We start from the raw sequence: 20,950 nt of genomic DNA, 5'->3' as shown, positions 1-20,950 counted from the left end.
ATCTGAGCGATGGAGGCCTGTGGGAATGATGGAAAGTTCGCACCTTAGATTAAGGTCGGGCTTTTTTTGTTTGAAAAAATAAGGAGATACCAAATGAAAGCAGTTGTTTTAACAGGCCCCGGCCAGCTGGAAATGACCGAAAGGCCCATTCCGGCCTGCGGCGACCACGAAGTCCTCGTCAGGGTCATGGCCTGCAATTTATGTAAAACCGATCTCAAATGCCTGACCATGGGTCAGCGCGACCTGGTATACCCGCGTGTGCTGGGCCATGAAATTTCCGGTGTTATCGCCGGAGTGGGCGCTGCGGTCACAGGCTACCAGAAGGGGCAGCGGGTACACGTGCACCCAGGGATTGCCTGCGGCGAGTGCGCCTATTGTAAAGAGGGCGATGATAACCTCTGCGACCACATGCGCATCATGGGCTTTAACTATGACGGCGGCTTCCAGGAATACCTGGTGGTGCCTGAGGAAGGCGTCCGCGGCCAGATCATCAATATCATTGAAAATGACGCGCTGAGCTTTGAGGAGATCTCCTTTATCGAGCCCCTCTCCTGCTGCGTCAACGTCCAGGAAAAGCTGAAGCTTGTGCCTGACGACACCCTGCTGATCATCGGCGCAGGCCGAATGGGCATCCTCAACCTGCGTGTGGCAAGAGCCCTGGGCGTGCGTAAGGTCTTTCTGCTCGAGACCGACCCCGAACGGGCAGCCCGGGCCGAGACGCTGGGCTTTGACGCGGTTTTCGCGAGCGGACAGGACGCCGAGGGCGCCATTAAAGAACAGACAGACGGCCAGGGCGTGGACGCGGTCATCCCCTGCTGCGCGGCCGCAGACGCCATGAACCTGGCGCTCCGGGTGCTCAAAAAGCAGGGGCGCTTCGGCCATTTCAGCGGTATTATCCCAGACGGCGCCACTCAGCCCGAGATCAACACCCTTCACTACAAGGAGCAGATCATGACCGGCGCCTACGGGTGCAGCATCGCCCACAGCCGCCGGGCCAAGGCGCTGCTGGAGAACGGCAGCCTGGTCGTAAAGGATCTGATCACCGAGCGCATTCCGCTCGAGGAGCTGCGGCACGGCCTTGAGCGCGTACGTCAGCTTGAAACCCTGTCAACCATCGTCGTTTTTGATTAACACACCATATGGAGGAGTAAAATAATGGAAGCAGTGACTATGAAAGAATACGGCCAGGTGATCACCGGCCTCATTAACCGTGAAAATCTGACCAAAGAAGAATCCAAGGAAATGTTTATGGAGATCCTGGGCGACCGCCAGACGCCCATGCAGCAGGGGGCTTTTCTGGCCGCCCTCAGCGCCAAGGGCCCGACCGCCGCAGAAGTAGCCGGCAGCTTTGAGGCCATCTACGAAATTGACACCTGCAAGGTCGCGCCTCAGACCGCTGTGCCTGTGGTGGAAAACTGCGGTACCGGCATGGATACCTTTAAGACCTTTAATATCAGCACGGTCGCTGGCATCATCGCCGCCGCAGACGGCGTCCCCATGGCCAAGCACGGCTCACGGGCGCTCACCTCTGTGTGCGGCACCATCGACGCGGTGGAGGCCCTGGGCGTGGATGTGGACTGCAGTGTGGACATAGTAAAGGCCAGCATTGAGAACGCGGGCATCGGCATCTTTAACGGCATGAGCCCAGAGGTCCACCCCACTGCCCTCGGCCGGGTGCTGTCACAGATCTCCTTCGGCAGCGTTTTAAACATCTCCGCCTCCCTGGCCAATCCCGCCCTGCCAAAATACGCGGTCCGCGGGGTCTACTCCCTGGATATGCTGGAATTTGTCCCAGACATCATGCACGAAATCGGCTATGAGCACGCCTTGGTCGTCTACGGCGAAGCCGGTGACGGCTGTATCGACGAAGCCTCCACAGTCGGCGCCACCCACATGGCTGAGCTGATGCCCGACGGCACTGTGAAACGCAGTACCCTGACGCCGGAAAGCCTGGGAATCGAGCCGGGCAGACTGGAAGAGCTGGCTCCCTGGAGCTCTGTGGACGCGGCAGCCCAGGGCATTGTCCGTATCCTGAAGGGCGCCTCCACTCCCACCCGCACCAACATCGTCTGCCTGAACAGCGCGCTGATCCTCTACGTTGCCGGAAAAGCCTCAAGCATTCAGGAGGGCTATATGCGCAGCCATGAGCTCATCGCAAGCGGCGCGGCCTACAAGGCGCTGGAAAAATGGGTCGCTGCCCAGAACCGCGATCCCCAGGCCGGTCTCGCGAAGCTGAAAGCCGTCACCCAGGCCGCAGAGGTGTAAAATGAATCTCTATGCCTTAAAATCCGACAATGGTTACCTGAAAACAGCCCCCGACGGCACCTACACCCTGGTCGGCATCCATAAAGCCAGTGTCTATGACGACAGCAAACTTGACAGCCTGAAGGAGCAGCTCGCCGCCCTAAAACCCGAGCTCGAAAATCTGAGGATTGTTAAGCTCGTGCTTGAGGAAGAGGATTATTTTTGGGTGTAGATGAGAGAGATCGTGTGGAGGTTAAGGGCTAAGGTGAGACCTGCCCAATTGAAAGTTGATCGTGGAAAGTGGAAAGTTCAGGTGCAAATCCGCCGCTGCCAGATTTGATTGGATGCGGCCTGCGGCCGTTTTGGCTATATTGCCCGCTGTAAACGGTAGGGAACCACGCCCTCGTTGTTCCGCTTTTTGCCTCTGCCCTGTCTATAATCGCTTTGGCGTCAGACAAAGGGTTCCTCAGCCTTCCACTTTCAACCTAAATCGTTCCAAAGCTCCTTTTGTAAGAAACAGTCCGCCGTAAGCGGCAAGCATAAGCGCCGTACAGTAAGCGCCACTCCAAAAAATCTCGGGTTTAAAATAAACCTGGCTCCAGTTTGTCAGGAAAAACCAGCCCAACGAAAAGGCCAGGCAGAGAATACCCACTTTAACACTGCCTGTCCCCCATGCTATCTCGGCCTTTGCCGCCCCTGCTATCAGCGACACAGCGATTCCAAACAGAAGAAAGCGGACAAAATAAAGCATTACATAAATCTGCTGCCCAACTCCATCTGGCGTTTGAAGCACTGTATACCCAAGCTGTCCAAGCGGAAATAGAAACAACAGAAACAGCAAACAGGTAATCCACTCCCGCTTCCTTCCACTTTTACTGTTCGTTGCATGGCTGACCGCCAATCCTAAAAACAACAGCAAACCCGCAATAGCAAAAAACCAGTTATCATAGATTCTAATTGAAATCTCCTGTGCGTAGAACCAATCCATCACACCGTGTGGAATAATCCCATAAATCTTTTTTGAACAGGCGCCAATCAGAAAAACCATCACCGCACCGATCAGATATGCTTTCGATACCCGGATTCCCTTCATTCTGCCGCCGTGGGCCAGCAGCCCCAGCCCAAAGCCGATGCCTGTCCATTCGACGACATACAGCACATTTTTTACCGTCAGTAAAAACTCATAGGGATACCAATTCCCCGCCAGATAATGCCCAGCCGTGTCCATAAAAGTCATAAATACAATCCCGCCGAGCATGAGCAACATCATCGTTTTCCGTTCCTTTTCCATGGCTTTCCTCTCATAAAGAAATCAAATGTCCGCAGAAATATATTTCTATTATATCATATTTTCGACTTCGATCTACTCATATACCACAATATGCTCCACTTGCTCGGGAATATCCCGGATGCAGTCTCTGATAAATATGGGATATAAATAAGCCTGTGGCACTGCATCAAGCGGTATCCACGAAAATTTCAGTTGGTTTCCGTTATCCTCAATATGCTCAAAAGCCTCACCCTGTCTCAGGAGATTTTCATCCGCCGCATCCACCACATAGTAAAACCCGATCTCATGGAAGTGCTCCCGGCTCATATCATCCGTGAAAAAAGTCTCCGCCACCCAGGCCAGACGCTCGATCTTTAAATCCAGCCCCATCTCCTCCAAAAGCTCCCGCCTGAGCGCCTCCTCCGCCGTCTCCCCAAAGCTTACACGCCCGCCGGGCAGATAGCAATAAGGATTGCGCCTGTCCCGCATGACCAAAAGGCGGTCCTCATGTATCATCAGAGCCGCCGCACGAAAATTAAAGCGCCTGTTTCCCACACAGTAGGTGATGTCCCCAGTGGTCTGCGCTCCTCTTTCCATATGCAAAATCGGAAAACCCCGCCCCTGCTCATCTAAAGGCGACCTCGACGTTACCCAAAATCCCATATGCTCATAAAAACCTCTTGCTCCGGGGTTCTGCTCATTCACATCTACGGCGGTGGCGCCGCAATTGTCGATGGCATGGCGGATAAGAAAACTGCCAACGCCCTTTCCAAACCACCTTGGCTCCACAAAAAGCATTTCAATTTTCTGTTTGTCAATCCCGATAAATCCAACGGTCGTGCCCGCACTGTCTTGGGCCAGCATCAGCTTCTCCACGCCCTTCAGGCCGGCCTTCACCTCAGGGGCGAGTCCCTGAATATCTGTCTCTCCCAGAAAATCATGGGTGGCCCGCACAGAGGCCTCCCATATTTCAGCCAGTTTTTCGATCTCCTGATCGGTTCTGCGGCCGATCCTTTCAATGCTATATTCCTGTTTCATTTTATCTTCCTTACAAAAAAGCCCTCTCCACCGCAGTGAAGGGGCCTGTATTCGTGTTAGTCGTTTCGTTCCCGCACAAAGAACCGGATGGGCGTGCCATCGAAGTCAAAGGTATCGCGGATTTTGTTTTCCAGATAGCGCTGATAGGAAAAGTGCATCAGCGTCGCGTCATTGACAAAGACCACAAAGGTCGGCGGATTCACGCCAGTCTGTGACGCGTAAAAGATTTTCAGGCGGCGGCCGCTCTTGGTCGGCGGCTGCTTCATCATGATAAATTCTGTCATGGCCTCGTTGAGCTTACCGGTGGTAATGCGTTTTTCCGTCTGGCTCTTGACAAAATCAATGGTTTCGTAAATTTTGCTGACCCGCTGCCCGGTTTTAGCCGAGATAAACAGGATGGGCGCATAGTCGATAAAAGAAAGGGTATCGCGGATTTCCCTTTTCATCTTATCCATGGTCTTGGTGTCCTTTTCCACAATGTCCCATTTGTTGACAATGATGATGGACGGCTTGGCGCGGTTGTGGGCGATCCCGGCAATCTTAGCGTCCTGCTCGGTCACACCCTTTTCCCCGTCAATCAGCACCAGTACCACATCGCTTCGGTCAACAGCGGCGATGGCGCGCACAATGCTGTAGCGCTCAATATCCTCATAGATTTTCTTTTTCTTCCGCAGCCCCGCAGTGTCAATGAGGGTGTAATCTCGTCCATTAAAGCGCACCTCTGTATCGATGGCGTCCCGGGTGGTGCCGGGTACATCACTGACGATGAGCCGGTCATGGCCCACCATTTTGTTGATCAGAGTGGATTTACCCGCGTTTGGCTTTCCGATCACCGCGATTTTCAGGTTATCATCCTCCTGCGCGTCCTCATCATAGACCTTTTTAACCCGTTCGATCACCTCGTCCAGGAAATCGCCAAGACCAAGACCCTGCTCGGCGGAAATGGCGATTGGCTCACCAATGCCGAGATTGTAAAATTCAAAAATATTGTTTTCCAGCTGCTGGCTGTCCACCTTGTTTACGGCCAGCAAAACGTTTTTACTGTGCTTGCGGATCATGTTGGCCACCTCTAAATCGGAGGCGGTCATCCCCTCGCGCCCGTCCACCAGAAGCACGATCAAATCTGCCATGTCGATGGCCAGTTCTGCCTGGACACGCATCTGCAATAAAATATCATCCTTAGTGTGGGGCTCGATCCCACCGGTGTCGATGAGTGTAAAATGATGGTTCTGCCACTCCGCATCCGCAATGATACGGTCTCTGGTAACGCCGGGCGTGTCTTCCACAATGGCGATACGCTCGCCCACCAGCTTGTTGAACAGGGTGGATTTGCCCACGTTCGGGCGTCCCACCACTGCGACAATCGGTTTTGCCATAGTATTCCTCCTTATTTCATCGCTTCCAGAAAGGCCGCGCCGTCCACCGGGACAATGCGCACCTCTGCCTGAAGCGACTTTTCAATATCTTCTGTTGTCACATCGTCCAGCAGGTCATGGGTATGACTGCGGACCATATTTTCCGGGATCAGATAACGGTCTGCCCCCGGAGGCACCTGCCTGATAATATCCGTCCCCGTAATCAGGCCGGACACTGTGATGTCCTCGCCAAAAAAATCATTGGTGACCGGATAAACAGACAGCTCCACGCCGCAGACAGCGCTTGCCTTTTGGGCGCAGTCCCGCATAAAATCCGCAGCCAGCCGCCCGGTGATAATGCCGACTCTGCGGGGTACGTCGTTTCCACGTACCGCACAGGCTTCGCTCAGGGCGGCGTCCAGACCTTCCTTAAAATCCGTCATCATTCCCACGCCATTTTCGATCTGCGGAAAACCGTCGTAATAGCTGGAATCCGGCAAGGCTTCGCCGGCCAGCAGGAAAAACTCGTCGCTGGCGTAGACAAAATTTGTACCGTATTGGCTCCGCATCTGAGTCTGGATGCCTCCGATGATGGACAGGGTTTCTCTGGCGCCCTCTGCGTCAAATTTATCGAGCTTTGCCAGCCCCTCACGGTATTTGGACAGGCCCACGGGCACCACAGAGACTGAGGCCATCTGTGGGTAAAAGCCCATGAGGTCGTTCAGCGTCCGACTCAGCTCATCGCGGTCATTATAGCCTGGGCACAGCACGATCTGTCCGTTCATACCAATGCCGTTATCGGCAAAATACCGCAGGGATTCCACAATCGACCCGGCAAAGCGGTTGTGCAGCATGGCGCACCGCAGCTCCGGGTTTGTCGTATGCACAGAGATGTTGATGGGCATGATCCGGTAGCGTACAATGCGCTCCATTTCCGCCTCGGTCAGGTTGGTCAGTGTGACGTAGTTGCCCAGCAGAAAGGAGAGCCGCTCATCGTCGTCCTTTACATACAGGGTTTCCCGCATTCCCGGCGGCATCTGGTCAATGAAGCAGAAAACGCAGTTGTTTTTGCAGGTCCGGGTTTCCAGCATATTCTCATCAAATACCAGCCCCAGATCCTCCTCAAAATCCTTTTCCACATCCAGCTCCCAGATCTCGCCGCTGGGCTTTTCAATTTCGATCATGAGCTGCTCGTCCGCCTGCAGATACCGGTAGTCCATGATGTCGGCCACAGGCATTCCGTTGATGGTGAGCAGTGTATCGCCCTTTTCAATTTCCAGTTCTTCAAAGATGCTGCCCGGGGCAACACCCTCTATTTTAAATTTACCCAATGTTTTTCTCACTTAATCTATTTTTCTTCTATTCAAGACCTCTGTCAAAGGCCTGCAGCGCAGTTTTTTATTATATCATACTTTCCCCTTATTTGGAAAGCTTAGTTTTGCTTCTGGGCCATAAAACGATCAATAACCGCCTGCCGCTCTTCCTTCAGGCCCATATAAAAATTGGCGAAGGTGGCATTCAGGTAAGGCCCCACCACAATGATGGCAATGCCCAGGGTCACAATGACCAGGAGCCACCACCCGATAAAGGTCAGGCACAGCAGAAAATATTCCAGCTTGTAATCCCGCATCATCAGCTTGCTCAGGGTGATGGCGTCCATAAAGGACAGCTCCTCATAATCGTTCAGCAGGTAGTAGGCCTGGGAGTAGCTGATGGCCGCGATAATCCCCGGAATAATGAGCAGCAGCGCCCACAGAAAGGTAAAGACACCCATGGCCAGATTGGCTAAAAAGCATCGGGCAAACCGGTTAAAACCTGTGAACAGATCTGCCACTCCTGCCTCCCGTCCATGGTACAGGTTCATATAGAAGCGTGTGGCCCCATAGGACAGCGGGCCTGCCAAAACAAACGATACGATGTTTGAAACCCGGTCATAGATTTCCGCGTCCAGGTCCACGTTAAAGATCACCTTTTCCAGTAGAAGCATGATGGTCGGCACCCCCGCGATGGCCAGCCATGTGATGAACATAATCAAAATCGCCGGCCCCCAGTGTCCCTTGAGCTGTACCTTAGCAGACAGCTTCATGTCCTGGCTTGTCCTGTTTCTCATTTATTTCTCCTTCGGCACTAAAAAATGCCTCCATTGTATTTGTGCTGTGCTTTCACGAAAAGAACAGCCCCTATTATAAATCCAAGGCCAAAAAATATCCAGCCGAAGTGGGTACGGGTAATAAAGTCCGCCATACCTGTCAAAAAGCAGCCAATCCCCATAATCAGCAACGCCTTCCCCATCTTCTCTGTATAGGGTTTTTTATCCGCCTCAGATACACGCGCATAATGATGACTGTGGATCAGATTGATCCGCTCTTTTTTCCATATCAGCCAGCCCAGATAACACATTAACAGGCCTATCAGGCCCATAAAAATCAATTCAAAAATCAAAGTGCTGTCCTTCTTAAGCGCACTCACAGATTTTTCCTGAAATGCGGACAGCTCACCATACACAGCCCGCAGACCGAGCCGCGGCCAATGTGCTGGTAGGCTTCCTTCATATACTCGCTGCAGCTGTGGGCGTCTAACAGATAGCTGCGCTCCATGCCCGGCTCCCAGAGGGTTCCCTCGATGGACATGGACGGACAGGCCTGCACACAGGCCTGGCAGCTGCCGCATTCACTCTCCGCCAGGGCCGCCACAGTGTCAAGCGGCGCGTCGGTCAGTACGGTTCCCAGCCGCACCGCGGGCCCGTAATCCCTGTGGATAAACAGAGCGCTCTTCCCAATCCAGCCCATGCCGGCAATGACCGCTGCGGTTTTGTGCGCGAAGAGCCCGCGGTATGGGTTCTCGCCCTTTACAGACGGCAGAGACTGCGAGGCCGGAACAGCCACCGCCATCGCGCCCTCTTCCTCGAGGGCCAGCGCCACCCTCAGGGTAATCTCGTCGATCAGACGGTTGACAATGCGGTAATGGCTGAAATAGGTGGCTGTCGGCGCGTCCTCTATCTGGGCTAAAATCCCCTTTGACAAGCGCACCACCACCGACACAGCGCCGGGATAGCCCATGTTTAACCCGTCCGGCAGGCCGCTTAAATCCGCAAAGCCAACCTGCGCCGCCCCGAGCCCCTTTCCCAAGGCCTCTATTTTTTCATTTAATGGATTCATAAAAATCTTCTCCTTTTACCACATTTGTTTTTAAATCTGTGCTATAATGATAGGGTAACTTCAATTTTTCCAAGGGAGGTTCATCGCGTGCTTAACACTCAACATCAGGCTGAAGATAAGCTTATTATACTATACGTACTCAATAAAATCAAAACCGGCATCACCCGCGAGCAGGTGGCCTTTATCATTATTGAAAACCTGCAAATGAGCTATTTCGACATTCAGCTCTACATCGACAACCTCATCGAGGATGATTTTATCCGTTTATACCAGATGGATGATGATAAAACCGTGGTCGCCATCACCGCCAAAGGGCGGGAGACCCTGAATATTTTTGAGAAGGACATCCCCACCTATATCCGCGAAATGCTGGAGCTCTACATCTCACAGAACCGGGACCGCATTTTCAGAGAAGTCAAGGTCATCGGCAACTATACAAAAAATACCGACGGCGATTACCAGGTACAGCTCAAGCTCCACGAAAACAACATTGTCCTGATGGAGCTGAACATCAACACGCCGTCCCAGAAGCAGGCGCTGAATATCTGTGACAACTGGAAAAATGACACTCAGAATCTTTACGCTTCCATCATCAAGCTGCTCACGCAGACCAGCTAGCTCAAATAGAAAAGCCCGCAGACCTTTCCTGTCTGCGGGCTTTATTTTTATTTGTCCCGGCGTACAAGCCGGCCGATGAGCTTGGTGATTTCCACAACCAGCAGCGGCGCCAGTGACGCGGCCACAATGATCAGCCATTCCTGAGGGTTCAGGAAGGTCACGCTGAACAGCGGGTGGGCTGCCGGTATCAAAATGACGGACAGCTGCAGGACTGCTGAAATCAGAATCGCGCCCCAGAGGTACCGGTTGGTGAAAAACTGCTTGCTGAACACAGATTTGCTTTCAGACCGGACATTGAGCACATGGGTCAGCTGGGATAAGCCCAGAACCGCGAAGACCATGGTGCGGCCCTCATCCAGGCCAAAGTGAGAATTGCCGTAATTAAAGACAAACAACGAGATGGCCGCCAGCACAACGCCCTGGAAAATAATGCGTCCGCCCAGTCCGTGGGCAAAAATGCTTTCTTTGGGATCTCTTGGCTTTTTGGTCATAATGTCATCGTCGTTCTTTTCAACCCCCAGGGCCAGCGCCGGCAGGCTGTCGGTAATCAGGTTGATCCATAAGATATGCACAGGCAGCAAAGGCTGAATCCAGCCGATGAGCGTGGCGATAAACAGGATCAGTATTTCTGCAATGTTACAGGAGAGCAGGAAGTGGACAGCCTTCTTGATGTTCTCGTAGATTCCCCGGCCTTCCTTGACCGCGGAGACAATGGTGGAGAAATTATCGTCTGTCAGAATCATTTCAGCCGCCTCCTTGGAGACGTCGGTGCCCGTAATGCCCATGGCACAGCCAATATCGGCCTTCTTGAGCGCCGGAGCATCATTGACCCCGTCGCCGGTCATGGCAACCACTGCGCCCTTTTTCTGCCAGGCGTCCACAATCCGCACCTTGTGCTCAGGCGACACCCGGGCATATACGGCCACATGGTCGATCTTTTCCTCAAGCTCCGCATCCGACATGCTGTTAAGCTCAGTGCCGGACAGGGCGATGCTGTCCTCGCCGTAGATGTCCAGCTCCTTCGCGATGGCCACCGCGGTATTCTTGTGGTCCCCGGTGATCATAACGGTTTTAATGCCTGCGGTGTGGCACTCATGGATCGAATCCTTGACCTCCACGCGCGGCGGGTCAATCATGCCCGTCAGCCCCACAAAGGTCATATCATTTTCGAGCTCTTCCATGGTTACTTCAGGCTCGCTGTCATAGCGTTTAAAGGCAAAGCCCAACACCCGGAAGGCGTCATCGGACAAGGTTTCGTTGGCCTTTTCAACCTCCGCTCTGGCTTCTGCGTCAAAGGGCAGGGCCATGCTTTCATAGGGAATACTTCCCGTCCCTTTAAGATAATTTTTGCAGCGGCCCAGCAGCACATCCGGCGCGCCCTTGGTAAAGCTGTAATAATGCTCGCCGTCCTTATGCACTGTGGTCATGAGCTTACGGTCCGAATCGAAGGGAATTTCATTGATCCTTGGATATTTTTCAAGATACTCGTTTTTCTGATAGCCGAGACTGGCCGCATAGGCCACCATCGCCACCTCTGTGGGATCGCCGATCTCCTTCACGCCGCTGTCGTCTGTCACGATGGACGCGTCATTGCAGAGCAGGCCGATCCGCACGACCAGGCGCTCACTGTCGGTAAAGCCATCATCCTTGATATCCTCGGCACTTACGATCCCGTCATTGGCATAGACCTTCTTGATGGTCATCTTATTCTGAGTCAGCGTCCCGGTTTTATCTGAGCAGATCACAGACGCTGCGCCCAGGGTTTCGACCGCGGGCAGCTTTCTTATAATGGCGTGCTTGGCCACCAGCCGCTGGGTGCCCATGGCCAGCACCACGGTAACAATTGCGGGCAGTCCCTCTGGAATAGCGGCCACAGCCAGGCTCACAGCGGTCATAAACATTTCCAGCATATCGCCGCCCCGCACCAGGCCGATAAAGAAAATCACAATACACGCGCCCAGACAGCCCACCGCCAGGATTTTTCCCAGCTCCGTCAGCCGTTTCTGCAGCGGTGTCTGCATGGACACTGTGCCCTGGATCATGCCGGCGATCTTGCCGATTTCCGTGTCCATGCCGGTCTTCGTCACAATAAATTTTCCGCGGCCATAGGTTACGGTGCTGCTCATATAAACAGCATTCAGCCGGTCACCCAGCGGCGTCTCGGGGTTGCTCAGATCAGCGAGGTTTTTTTCAACCGCCACCGATTCCCCTGTCAGGGCAGATTCCTGTATCTGCAGGGCCGCGGCCTCGATGAGCCGACCGTCCGCAGGCACGTTGTCCCCGGCGTCCAGGTAGACCACGTCGCCCGGCACCAGATCCTCGGCCTTAATGACCGTCTGCACGCCGTTCCGCAGCACCTTGGCTTCGGGTATGGTCAGCTTTTTAAGCGCCTCCATGGAGTTCTCAGCCTTATTTTCCTGCACCATCCCAATGACGGCGTTGAGGATAACAATGATTAAAATTAAAATAGCATCGCTGATTTCTCCCAGAAAGCCGGATATGACCGCGGCAGCTACCAGAACCAGAATCAGAAAATCCTTAAACTGCTCCAGGAACATCCGCAGCAGTGATTTCCGCTTTCCCTCGGCCATTTTGTTTTTGCCGTAGGTCTGCTGTCTGGCGGCAGCCTGGGCGTCACTGAGCCCAGTGCGCGCGTCGGTGTCATAGACCTTCTCGGTTTCCGATACGGATAGTAAGAAAGATTCCTTTGACTTGTTGCTTTCTTCGTTTGTCATTCTGTCCTCCTTGAATTATAAATAAAAGACCCTTATCTCTAAATTACCCCGCCTGCCCAAAGACAAACGCGAAATTAGAAATAAAGGTCTTACTCTCAAGTATAACGCTTGATGCTTAGCCGGAGCTTTCGCTCGAAATGACGACTAAGCAGCTCCTTAATGGTTGAGTTACTCCCCTTCAGGGTGCTTTTTATTTAGTTAATTTACTATATTTTAGCACTTTAACCACAGGAAGTAAAGATAAAATTTAGCCAATGGCATCAGGATCACATTTTACAGAAAAAGCTTTTATCCAAGATCAGAATGCTTTCCCTGTAAAATGTATTTTCTTCGTTGCCGGATGCCCGCTCACGCTCTTTGCATCCTACCGTTTTTTAAAAACAGACTCAGCATCATTCATACCTCAGAGCTTCGATCGGATCAAGCTTGGCGGCTTTATTGGCCGGGTAGTACCCGAAGAACACGCCGATCGCCATTGAGAAGCCCACAGCCAGGGCGATAGAGCCAAGGGACGGCGCTACCGCCGTATTGAGCAGCAGACCGCCAAGGGCGCCAAAGCCTGCCCCAAGCAGGATACCAAGAATACCGCCGATGATACAGATGATCATAGATTCAACCAGGAACTGTATCCGGATGGCGCTGTTGGGCGCTCCCAGAGCCTTGCGCACACCGATCTCCCGCGTACGCTCAGTGACAGATACCAGCATGATATTCATAACCCCGATACCGCCAACCAGCAGTGATATGCCCGCGATCACCGCGATGGCCATGGATACCTGTGACATGGCAGTGTTCATTTCCTTCATAATGCTTTCCATACTCTGCGCTTCTACCTTGCTGTTGCTGCTTTCAGGATAGAATTTATTGAAATAAGCTGCCGCCTTGGTGGCAAGCTCTGTCGAGCTGACATTCGGCGAAGCCATGAGCATGATCATGCTGTAGCCTTTTGTTGTATCGTTTGTGATGTTCTTAGCGGTTGTGTAGGGAATATAAGCGGTCGAACGTCCGCTGCCGCCCATCGCCACCATCATGGCGCTCTGGGTCGCGTCTTCCATGGGGTCCTGATAAACTCCTACCACGTAAAAGCTCTCAGTTCCATAGGTGGTTTCCACCTTTATTTCCTTACCGATAGGGTCGCTGCCCTCGCCGTACAGATTCTTCTTCATAATACTGGAGATGACAATAACGTTTTTTTCGCCCTCCACATCCCGGTCGCTGATAGCGCGACCCTGGATGATCTTGACATTTTCAACGGTGAAGTAATCATGGTTGGCCCCCGTGATTTTCATCTCCTGCTGCGGGATAACATCAACGGTTTTGGCCGCCCCCACGTTATTGCTGATCTCAAGGCCTTCAATCTCATCGCCGTAGCGTTGTCTGAAACGCTCGATCATCTCATCGGTAATGTTGTCCTCATCACTGTTGGAGTAGGTGCCGTCCACATCCTTGGGCATGACGTACAGCTGAATGTTGCGCCCGCCCACGTTGGAGAGCGTCTCGTTCAGGGTGTTGGACATAGCGTCACCGAGAGAGGTGATGGCAATGACCGAGGCGATCCCGATAATAATGCCCAGCATGGTCAGCAGCGCCCGCATTTTGTTGGCGCGCAGCCCTTCCAGGGCCAGTTTAATATTCTCAAGCAAGTTCATGGTGTCGCTCCAATCTCACCCCTGTGCCTGCCCGGGTACCGACAATGCTGCCGTCGCTCAGGGTGATAATCCGCTCGGTTTCATCAGCCAGCTCCGGATTATGGGTGATCAAAATAATGGTTTTGCCCTGTTTTTCATGCAGCTCATGGAAAATATCCATGACCATGCGGCCCGTTTTACTGTCCAGCGCGCCGGTGGGCTCATCGGCCAGGATAATGGACGGATCGTTGGCCATGGCCCGGGCGATGGCGATACGCTGCTTCTGTCCGCCGGAGAGCTCGTTGGGGCGGTGCTTTGCCCTGTCTGACATATCCACAAGCTCCAGCAGCTCTTCTGCCCGCTCCCGGCGTTCCGCCTTGGGCATGCCAGCGTAGAGCATGGGCAGCTCAACGTTGCTGAGCGCTGTGGAGCGTGGAATCAGGTTAAAGGTCTGGAACACAAAGCCGATTTTCTGGTTACGGATCTTAGAGAGGCCGCTGTCCTTAATGGTGCTGACCAGCAGCTGATCCAGATAATACTCACCTTCTGTGGGCCTGTCAAGGGCGCCGATGATGTTCATCAGCGTGGACTTGCCTGAGCCTGATGCCCCGATAATGGATATAAACTCGCCCTCTAAGACTTCCAGATCAAGGCCATGAAGGATTTCAAGCTCATTGGGCGAACCCACATAGAAGCGCTTCACAATGCCCTTCATCTCGATGATCTTATTGCGCATTGGTGACTCCTTGGGCGGTGCTGTTGTCGCCCGCCTGCTGCAGTGTGACAGAGTCGCCGACCTTAACCTTGTCGATGTCGGTGATGATCTGCATACCGTCTGTCAGCTGGTCTCCTGAAATCTCAATGGCAAAGTCCGTTTCTGTACCAGTGGTGACAGGTACTTCTTTCACGGTGTAAACACCATCCTTGGGGTCGGCGGCTACCAGCACACAGCTTTCATTGTTCGCACCTGTGGTCAGCACATCAAACGGAACACTGTAAACGCCGTTTCTTTCCTCAACGATAATGTTAAGGCGCGCCTTCATCCCGATCAGCAGACCGCTGATGTCGGAGTCAATGCTCACCCGCGCTTCAAATTCCGGATTCTGATTGCCTGAGGAAGCGGCAGCTGTCGCGCCGGTACCGGACGCGCTGGACTGCTTGACAGCAGTGGGCGCAATGCTCTGCACAGTACCAGTGTATTCCTTGCCTCCGGTCGCGTCGGTTTTGATGGTTACCTTCATTCCCGGCTGCACGGTTCCCACATCTGCTTCCTTGATGTTTGTGACCACACGCAGGCTGTTGGTATCCTCAATGGTAAAGAGCACACCGTTGGCCGGGGCGCCGTTCTGTGCGTTGATGGCTGTCACCGTACCGGAAGTCGTGGCTTCTACACGTTCCCAGGTATCGCTTTTTTCATCGTAAAGGCGGCAGAGACGGTCGCCCTTTTCAACCCATTCGCCGACGGACACGTCGATATCCCATACCGGAATACCGGTCATATTGCTGACCTGCTCTACATAGGTGCTCTCAACCGTACCGTTGGTCGAAACCGTTCTCTGAAGATTGGTCTTCTCAAGGGCTGTGGTTTTGACAGCGGCCGCCTGCGGCTGGCTGGTGCGCGTACAGGCCCAGACGCCCAGCGCTACGACAACGACTGCCAGTATGACAAGCGTAATAATGATACTTTTTTTCTTATTCATGGTGCCTCCATTATTTGTTTTGTTGTGAATCATTTTAACATAAAAACATGAAGAAATTCGGGATGAAATCTAAAGATTTTATTAATATTTGATCTGTAATCGTACATCATGTGTTCTTTTTGCGGAACAAATTAAAAAACAACACTGAACCGCCTGACGGCAGGGTTTTGGCTAATACAGCGGCAGAGTCCAGATCGCCACAAACTCACCTTTCTCAATCCAGCTTTTAAAGGTCCCTTCATGGCGCTCCGCAATTTTCTCACAGGTTTTCAGTCCTATGCCAAAGCTCTCACCGCCGCTGTTTTTTCGCACCTGGTTTGTCTGGATAATACGCAGGGTGTCAGGCTCCAGCATAACGTCAAAGCTGATGGGCCGCCGGGGATCAGCGTATTTCAGGGCATTGGAGCAGAGATTATCAAAAACGCGCCGGAACTGCTGAATATCCACATTGATGGCAAAGCCTTCCGCAATGCTGTCCTTTACCTGGACGGTAAGTCCCTTTTCCTCCAGCAGAAAAACGCTTTCTGATAAAACCTGTGCCAGCAGCTCGTTGCCGTCGATCAGCTCGTAATGGAACATGACCTCCTCATTCTCTGCCACCGAATGGCTGAAAAGGGCTGTGGTAAGATTTTTGATCTGACAGGCCTTTTCCAGAGCGTTATTGATATAAACAGCTTCTTCCTCCGGGCTTTTGACTTTGCCGTCCCTGATCAGATCCAGATAGCAGATCACCGAGGTTAAGGGTGTCCGGATATCGTGGGATATGGCGGTGACCATCTCATGATTTTCACGGATCGCTGTCTCACGCTCGTTTATCTGCTTTTGCAGTGTGCGCCGCATATCGTTGAGCTGTATGGCCAGAGCGGTCAGCTCATCGTCGCCCTCCACAGGAATGGGATACTCCAGCCCGCCGCCCTCAATGATCTCGATCCCATGCTCCAGGGTATGAATGTAACGGATCTTTTTATGAAACAGCTTTAAAAACACGACGAAAAGCACCGCAATGGTCACCATGTAGGACAAAAGCTCCACCGTCTCGCCTGAGATGCCGTTCTCACGGATAAAGCAGGTCAGCAGCAGCGTGGTGGCAACCCCTGAGGCCAGCGCAATGGCAAAGGAAATGCCAAAGTATTTCATGATTGTCAGCCCGAGCTTCGACCTGAAAATACTTTCCTCCTGCTTAGTCAACATAATAACCTTTTCCCCAGGCGGTTTTAATATACTGGGGCTCCTGAGAGTTATCTTTGAGTTTTTTGCGCAGGTTGCGGATGTGCACCATGACCGTGTTGTTGGCAGAGTAAAAATAAGGCTCGTTCCAGATGCTTTCGTAAATATTCTGGGCGGAGAATACCTTTTTCCGGTTGTCCATCATAAGCTCCAGTATCCGGTACTCAATGTCGGTCAGGGTGACGATCTCTCCGCCTATCTCAACATTCTGCGCATCCTTGTCCAGCACCAGGTCGCGGATTACCAGCTTGTTGCTCTTTTCCGCCGGCGCGCTGCCCTGGTACACATAGTAGCGGCGCAGCAGAGATTTCACACGGGATACCAGCTCGGTATAGGAGAAGGGCTTGGACAGGTAGTCATCACCGCCCACTGAGAATCCCATCACCTTGTCGGAATCCTGGTCCTTGGCTGTTAAAAACAAAATGGGCACCCGTGTTTTTTCCCTTATCTCCGAACAGGCCTTATAGCCGGATTTCTGGGGCATCATGACGTCCAGTATGATCAGATCGATGGAATCGTCTGTCCTGTCCACTGCCTCCTGACCGTTTTTAGCCTGAACGACCTCAAAGCCTTCTGCTGTCAGCAGAATTTCCACCAGCTCACAAATATCCTGATTGTCATCTGCAATCAAAATCCGTTTCTTTCCTTCTTCGTTCATGGGAACTCCTTTCATTTAGTCGGCAATAAATACAACTTTCCTTTAAAGAAAAGGCGGAAGTCTCCTTCCGCCCTGTTCTGTTTTATTTTCTTACTGATTGTAATAGGCCAGGCGTTCCAGCACTTTATCCAGCATTTCCTGGTATTTGCGCTGTTTTTCACGCTCGCCCTCCACGACCTTTTCAGGCGCCTTATCTGTAAAGCCCTTGTTGGACAGCTTTTTGTCCACACGGTCCAGCTCCTTCTCAAGCTTGGCTTTTTCGCCGTTCAGACGCTCAATTTCTTTTTCCTTGTCTACCAGCTCGTCCATGGACAAAAACAGCTCTGTGTCTTCAACAACAGCGCTCACATAGTTTTCCTGGACATCTTCCTTGGCAATGGCGGAGATTCCGGAGACAGAGGCCAGTTTCTCGAAATAAACAGCCGACTTAAGCATCAGCTCTCCATGCGCCGCACTGTCTGTGATGACAAAAAGCTGCGTTTTCTTGGCGTTTGGCACATCCATCTCGGAACGGATATTGCGGATACTCTTGATACAGGCCATCAGGAAACGGACATCCTCCTCATCCTGCATAAAATGCAGGCTTTCGTCGTATTCCGGCCATTCCGCCACAATGATGGCTTCGCCTGCGCCGGGCAGGTAGCCATAGATCTCTTCGGTGATAAAGGGGATGACCGGGTGCAGCAGCTTAAGGATGTTGGTTAGTACCATGTTCAGAGTGTACTGCGCGGCCGCCTTGGTGGTTTCATCGTCACCGTATAATCTTGGTTTTACCAGTTCGATATACCAGTCACAGTATTCGTTCCAGGCAAAATCGTAAACCTTCTGGGCTGCGATTCCCAGCTCGTATTTATCCATGTTCTGGGTCACATCGCGCACAACGTCGTTCATACGGCTCAGAATCCATTTATCGGTATTTTCCAGATTGGCAAGCGCAATATCCTGCTGATCCATGATATTCTCATCCAGGTTCATCAGCACAAAGCGGGCGGCATTCCAGATTTTGTTCAAAAAGTTTCTGCTGGCTTCCAGCTTTTCGTCCTGCCAGCGGATATCATTCCCCGCAGAATTCCCTGTGATGATTGAGAAGCGCAGCGCGTCTGCTGAGAACTGCTCGATGATTTCCAGCGGATCAATGCCGTTGCCCAGAGATTTGCTCATCTTGCGGCCCTGAGAATCACGGATCAGGCCGTGGATATAGACATCGGCGAAGGGAACCTCACCCATTGTGTGCAGTCCCATAAAGATCATGCGGGCAACCCAGAAAAAGATAATATCATAAGCGGTAACCAGTACGCTGTTGGGATAAAACTTTTCAAGATCGGCAGTATCTTCCGGCCAGCCCAGTGTTGAGAAAGGCCAGAGGCCAGAGCTGAACCAGGTATCCAGAGCATTTTCATCCTGAGTAAAGTGGGTGCCGCCGCATTTCGGACAAACTGCCGGCATTTCCTTGGCGACAACCATCTCGCCGCAGTCATCACAGTAATAGGCGGGAATCTGATGTCCCCACCACAGCTGACGGGAAATACACCAGTCGCGGATATTTTCCATCCAGTTAAAGTAAATCTTACTGAAACGGTCCGGCACAAACTGGGTGTCACGGTTTCTGACTGCCTCGATGGCGGGTTTTGCCAGAGGTTCCATCTTTACAAACCACTGCTCAGAAGTCATGGTTTCAACGGTAGTGCCACAGCGGTAGCACTCGCCGACATTGTGGACATGATCCTCAATTTTTTCAAGCAGACCCAGCGCCTTAAGATCCTCTACAACCGCCTTGCGGCATTCATAGCTGTCCATGCCAGCGTATTTTCCGGCCAGCTCGTTCATGGTGCCGTCCTCATTCATGACATTGATCTCTTCAAGGTTATGGCGTTTTCCAACTTCATAGTCATTGGGGTCATGGGCAGGGGTCATCTTGACCACACCGGTTCCAAATTCCACATCCACATAATCATCGGCAACTACCGGAATCTCCTTGTCCACCAGCGGCAGGATAACGGTTTTGCCCACCAGATCCTTATAGCGTTCATCATTCGGATTAACCGCTACGCCGGAATCGCCCAGCATGGTTTCCGGACGGGTGGTGGCAACGGTAACGTAATCGTCGCTGCCCGCGATGGGATAACGGATATGCCACAAATGGCCTGCCTGCTCAGCGTACTCTACCTCCGCATCGGAAAGGGCGGTTTTACAGTCCGGGCACCAGTTTATAATACGGCTTCCCTTGTAGATCAGGCCTTCTTCGTACAAACGGACAAAGGTTTCCTTGACTGCCTCGCTGCAGCCTTCATCCATGGTAAAGCGCTCGCGGTCCCAGTCACAGGAGGCGCCAAGCTTTTTAACTTGCTCACGGATGCGGTCCTTATAGGTCAAAGCCCAGTCCCAGGCACGCTTGAGGAACTCCTCTCGTCCCAGTTCTTCCTTGGTTTTGCCTTCCTCATTTCGGATTTTTTCAACGACCTTTACCTCGGTAGCGATGCTGGCGTGGTCCATCCCCGGCACCCACAGCGCCGCGTAGCCCTGCATTCTCTTGAACCGGGTGAGCACATCCTGAAGGGTATCGTCAAAGGCGTGGCCCATGTGCAGCTGCCCGGTAATATTCGGCGGCGGCATCACAATGGTAAAAGATTTTCCGCCTTGGTGTACCTCGGGTTTAAAATAGTCCTTTTCCTGCCACCAGGCATATATACGGCTTTCTACGTCCTTCGGATCATAGACTTTTGACATTTCTTTTTTCAATCTGCTTACCTCTCTCTATGTTAATGTTTTTAAACCGTGATAAATTTTTCGATATTTTATTATTATACCAAACCATCGGCTATTTTGAAAGGGTGGACTGAAAATTAGTTGTAAAATTAAAGACCGCTTTCAAAATGGAAGCGGTCCTTTTTTATTACTGCTGAACTGCGAACATCAGCTCACATTTCACAGCCTTTTCGCCGTCGACGGTTGCCAGCGCATCCGCAAAGCCGATCCCCGCCCGGAACCCTTTGAAGGTGACGTCCAGAGTCAGTTTATCCCCTGGAATGACCTGACGGTGAATACGGGCTTTGTTGATGCCTGCAAACAGCGCAATCTTGCCCTTGTTTTCCTCTTTAGACAGAAGCAGCACCGCGCCTGCCTGGGCCAGCGCTTCAATAACCAGAACGCCAGGCATGACATGCTGTTTTGGAAAATGCCCCATAAACTGCATTTCATTGGCCGTAACACATTTGACGCCCACGACATGGTCGCCCTCCATCTCAATGATCTGGTCTACCAGTAAAAAGGGATAGCGATGCGGAATAATTTCCTGTATCTGATTTGAGTTTAGCAGCAT

At 52.3% G+C, this 20,950-nt stretch carries 19 protein-coding genes; 4 read left to right on the top strand and 15 right to left on the bottom strand.

What is annotated here, in order from left to right; translation table 11 throughout:
- The first annotated feature begins 93 nt into the window (after window positions 1-93).
- Genes B2M23_RS15345 through B2M23_RS15335 form a run of 3 tightly spaced genes read left to right on the top strand, consistent with a single transcriptional unit; the run spans window position 94 to window position 2,476 of the window.
- On the top strand, window positions 94-1,131 hold the full coding sequence (locus tag B2M23_RS15345; protein ID WP_038353912.1) for an alcohol dehydrogenase catalytic domain-containing protein: 1,038 nt from the start codon (window positions 94-96) through the stop codon (window positions 1,129-1,131).
- Between the two features lie 24 nt (window positions 1,132-1,155).
- Entirely contained in the window at window positions 1,156-2,265 is a 1,110-nt protein-coding gene (gene trpD / locus B2M23_RS15340) for an anthranilate phosphoribosyltransferase (protein WP_038353913.1), read from the top strand.
- Window position 2,266: 1 nt separating this feature from the next.
- Window positions 2,267-2,476 carry a hypothetical protein gene (locus B2M23_RS15335; protein ID WP_038353914.1) on the top strand — a complete coding sequence of 70 codons (210 nt, stop codon included), beginning with the start codon at window positions 2,267-2,269 and terminating at the stop codon, window positions 2,474-2,476.
- A 234-nt stretch (window positions 2,477-2,710) separates the two neighbouring features.
- On the opposite strand, the gene B2M23_RS15330 is transcribed toward B2M23_RS15335, so the two are convergent.
- The 7 genes from B2M23_RS15330 to B2M23_RS15300 all read right to left on the bottom strand — a co-directional run bounded on the left by B2M23_RS15330 (window position 2,711) and on the right by B2M23_RS15300 (window position 9,065).
- Window positions 2,711-3,535 (bottom strand): hypothetical protein, encoded by an 825-nt coding sequence (locus B2M23_RS15330; protein WP_038353915.1) that lies wholly within the window; start codon window positions 3,533-3,535, stop codon window positions 2,711-2,713.
- Window positions 3,536-3,607: 72 nt separating this feature from the next.
- Entirely contained in the window at window positions 3,608-4,552 is a 945-nt protein-coding gene (locus B2M23_RS21300) for a GNAT family N-acetyltransferase (protein WP_110060288.1), read from the bottom strand.
- Between the two features lie 56 nt (window positions 4,553-4,608).
- Window positions 4,609-5,928 carry a ribosome biogenesis GTPase Der gene (gene der, locus B2M23_RS15320; RefSeq protein WP_038353916.1) on the bottom strand — a complete coding sequence of 440 codons (1,320 nt, stop codon included), beginning with the start codon at window positions 5,926-5,928 and terminating at the stop codon, window positions 4,609-4,611.
- Window positions 5,929-5,939: 11 nt separating this feature from the next.
- Window positions 5,940-7,238 carry a DUF512 domain-containing protein gene (locus B2M23_RS15315; RefSeq protein ID WP_242945815.1) on the bottom strand — a complete coding sequence of 433 codons (1,299 nt, stop codon included), beginning with the start codon at window positions 7,236-7,238 and terminating at the stop codon, window positions 5,940-5,942.
- Window positions 7,239-7,339: 101 nt separating this feature from the next.
- The gene (locus B2M23_RS15310; protein WP_052237458.1) at window positions 7,340-8,017 is read right to left on the bottom strand and encodes a DUF975 family protein; all 678 of its coding nucleotides are present in this window, start codon (window positions 8,015-8,017) and stop codon (window positions 7,340-7,342) included.
- A 17-nt stretch (window positions 8,018-8,034) separates the two neighbouring features.
- Window positions 8,035-8,376 (bottom strand): DUF3784 domain-containing protein, encoded by a 342-nt coding sequence (locus B2M23_RS15305; RefSeq protein ID WP_242945814.1) that lies wholly within the window; start codon window positions 8,374-8,376, stop codon window positions 8,035-8,037.
- Window positions 8,373-9,065 carry a 4Fe-4S double cluster binding domain-containing protein gene (locus tag B2M23_RS15300; RefSeq protein WP_038353918.1) on the bottom strand — a complete coding sequence of 231 codons (693 nt, stop codon included), beginning with the start codon at window positions 9,063-9,065 and terminating at the stop codon, window positions 8,373-8,375. Before B2M23_RS15300 ends, B2M23_RS15305 begins: the two co-directional genes overlap by 4 nt.
- Window positions 9,066-9,152: 87 nt before the next feature.
- Here B2M23_RS15300 and B2M23_RS15295 point away from each other — a divergent pair, with 87 nt between their 5' ends.
- A complete protein-coding gene (locus tag B2M23_RS15295; protein WP_038353919.1) occupies window positions 9,153-9,683 on the top strand; it encodes a DUF4364 family protein in 531 nt (176 codons plus the stop codon).
- A 47-nt stretch (window positions 9,684-9,730) separates the two neighbouring features.
- Here the strand turns inward: B2M23_RS15295 and B2M23_RS15290 are convergent, their stop codons facing one another.
- The 8 genes from B2M23_RS15290 to fabZ all read right to left on the bottom strand — a co-directional run bounded on the left by B2M23_RS15290 (window position 9,731) and on the right by fabZ (window position 20,950).
- Window positions 9,731-12,418, bottom strand: a complete 2,688-nt coding sequence (locus B2M23_RS15290) for a calcium-translocating P-type ATPase, PMCA-type (RefSeq protein WP_038353920.1) — start codon at window positions 12,416-12,418, stop codon at window positions 9,731-9,733.
- Between the two features lie 392 nt (window positions 12,419-12,810).
- Window positions 12,811-14,067, bottom strand: a complete 1,257-nt coding sequence (locus tag B2M23_RS15285; RefSeq protein WP_038353921.1) for an ABC transporter permease — start codon at window positions 14,065-14,067, stop codon at window positions 12,811-12,813.
- Window positions 14,054-14,782 carry an ABC transporter ATP-binding protein gene (locus B2M23_RS15280; protein WP_038353922.1) on the bottom strand — a complete coding sequence of 243 codons (729 nt, stop codon included), beginning with the start codon at window positions 14,780-14,782 and terminating at the stop codon, window positions 14,054-14,056. The genes B2M23_RS15285 and B2M23_RS15280 overlap by 14 nt, the downstream gene beginning before the upstream one ends.
- A complete protein-coding gene (locus B2M23_RS15275) occupies window positions 14,772-15,746 on the bottom strand; it encodes an efflux RND transporter periplasmic adaptor subunit (RefSeq protein ID WP_052237459.1) in 975 nt (324 codons plus the stop codon). The genes B2M23_RS15280 and B2M23_RS15275 overlap by 11 nt, the downstream gene beginning before the upstream one ends.
- Before the next feature lie 171 nt (window positions 15,747-15,917).
- The gene (locus B2M23_RS15270; protein WP_052237460.1) at window positions 15,918-16,937 is read right to left on the bottom strand and encodes a sensor histidine kinase; all 1,020 of its coding nucleotides are present in this window, start codon (window positions 16,935-16,937) and stop codon (window positions 15,918-15,920) included.
- Window positions 16,927-17,631: a response regulator transcription factor gene (locus tag B2M23_RS15265; RefSeq protein WP_013379926.1), complete on the bottom strand. Its 705-nt coding sequence runs from the start codon at window positions 17,629-17,631 to the stop codon at window positions 16,927-16,929. Before B2M23_RS15265 ends, B2M23_RS15270 begins: the two co-directional genes overlap by 11 nt.
- Window positions 17,632-17,721: 90 nt before the next feature.
- The gene (locus B2M23_RS15260; RefSeq protein WP_038354013.1) at window positions 17,722-20,358 is read right to left on the bottom strand and encodes a valine--tRNA ligase; all 2,637 of its coding nucleotides are present in this window, start codon (window positions 20,356-20,358) and stop codon (window positions 17,722-17,724) included.
- 166 nt (window positions 20,359-20,524) lie between these two features.
- Window positions 20,525-20,950 (bottom strand): 3-hydroxyacyl-ACP dehydratase FabZ, encoded by a 426-nt coding sequence (gene fabZ / locus B2M23_RS15255; protein ID WP_038353923.1) that lies wholly within the window; start codon window positions 20,948-20,950, stop codon window positions 20,525-20,527.

Source organism: Eubacterium limosum (assembly GCF_000807675.2).
Taxonomy (GTDB): domain Bacteria; phylum Bacillota; class Clostridia; order Eubacteriales; family Eubacteriaceae; genus Eubacterium; species Eubacterium limosum.
The sequence above is the reverse complement of the archived record's forward strand: the minus strand, read 5'-3'. Positions and strand labels throughout refer to the sequence as shown.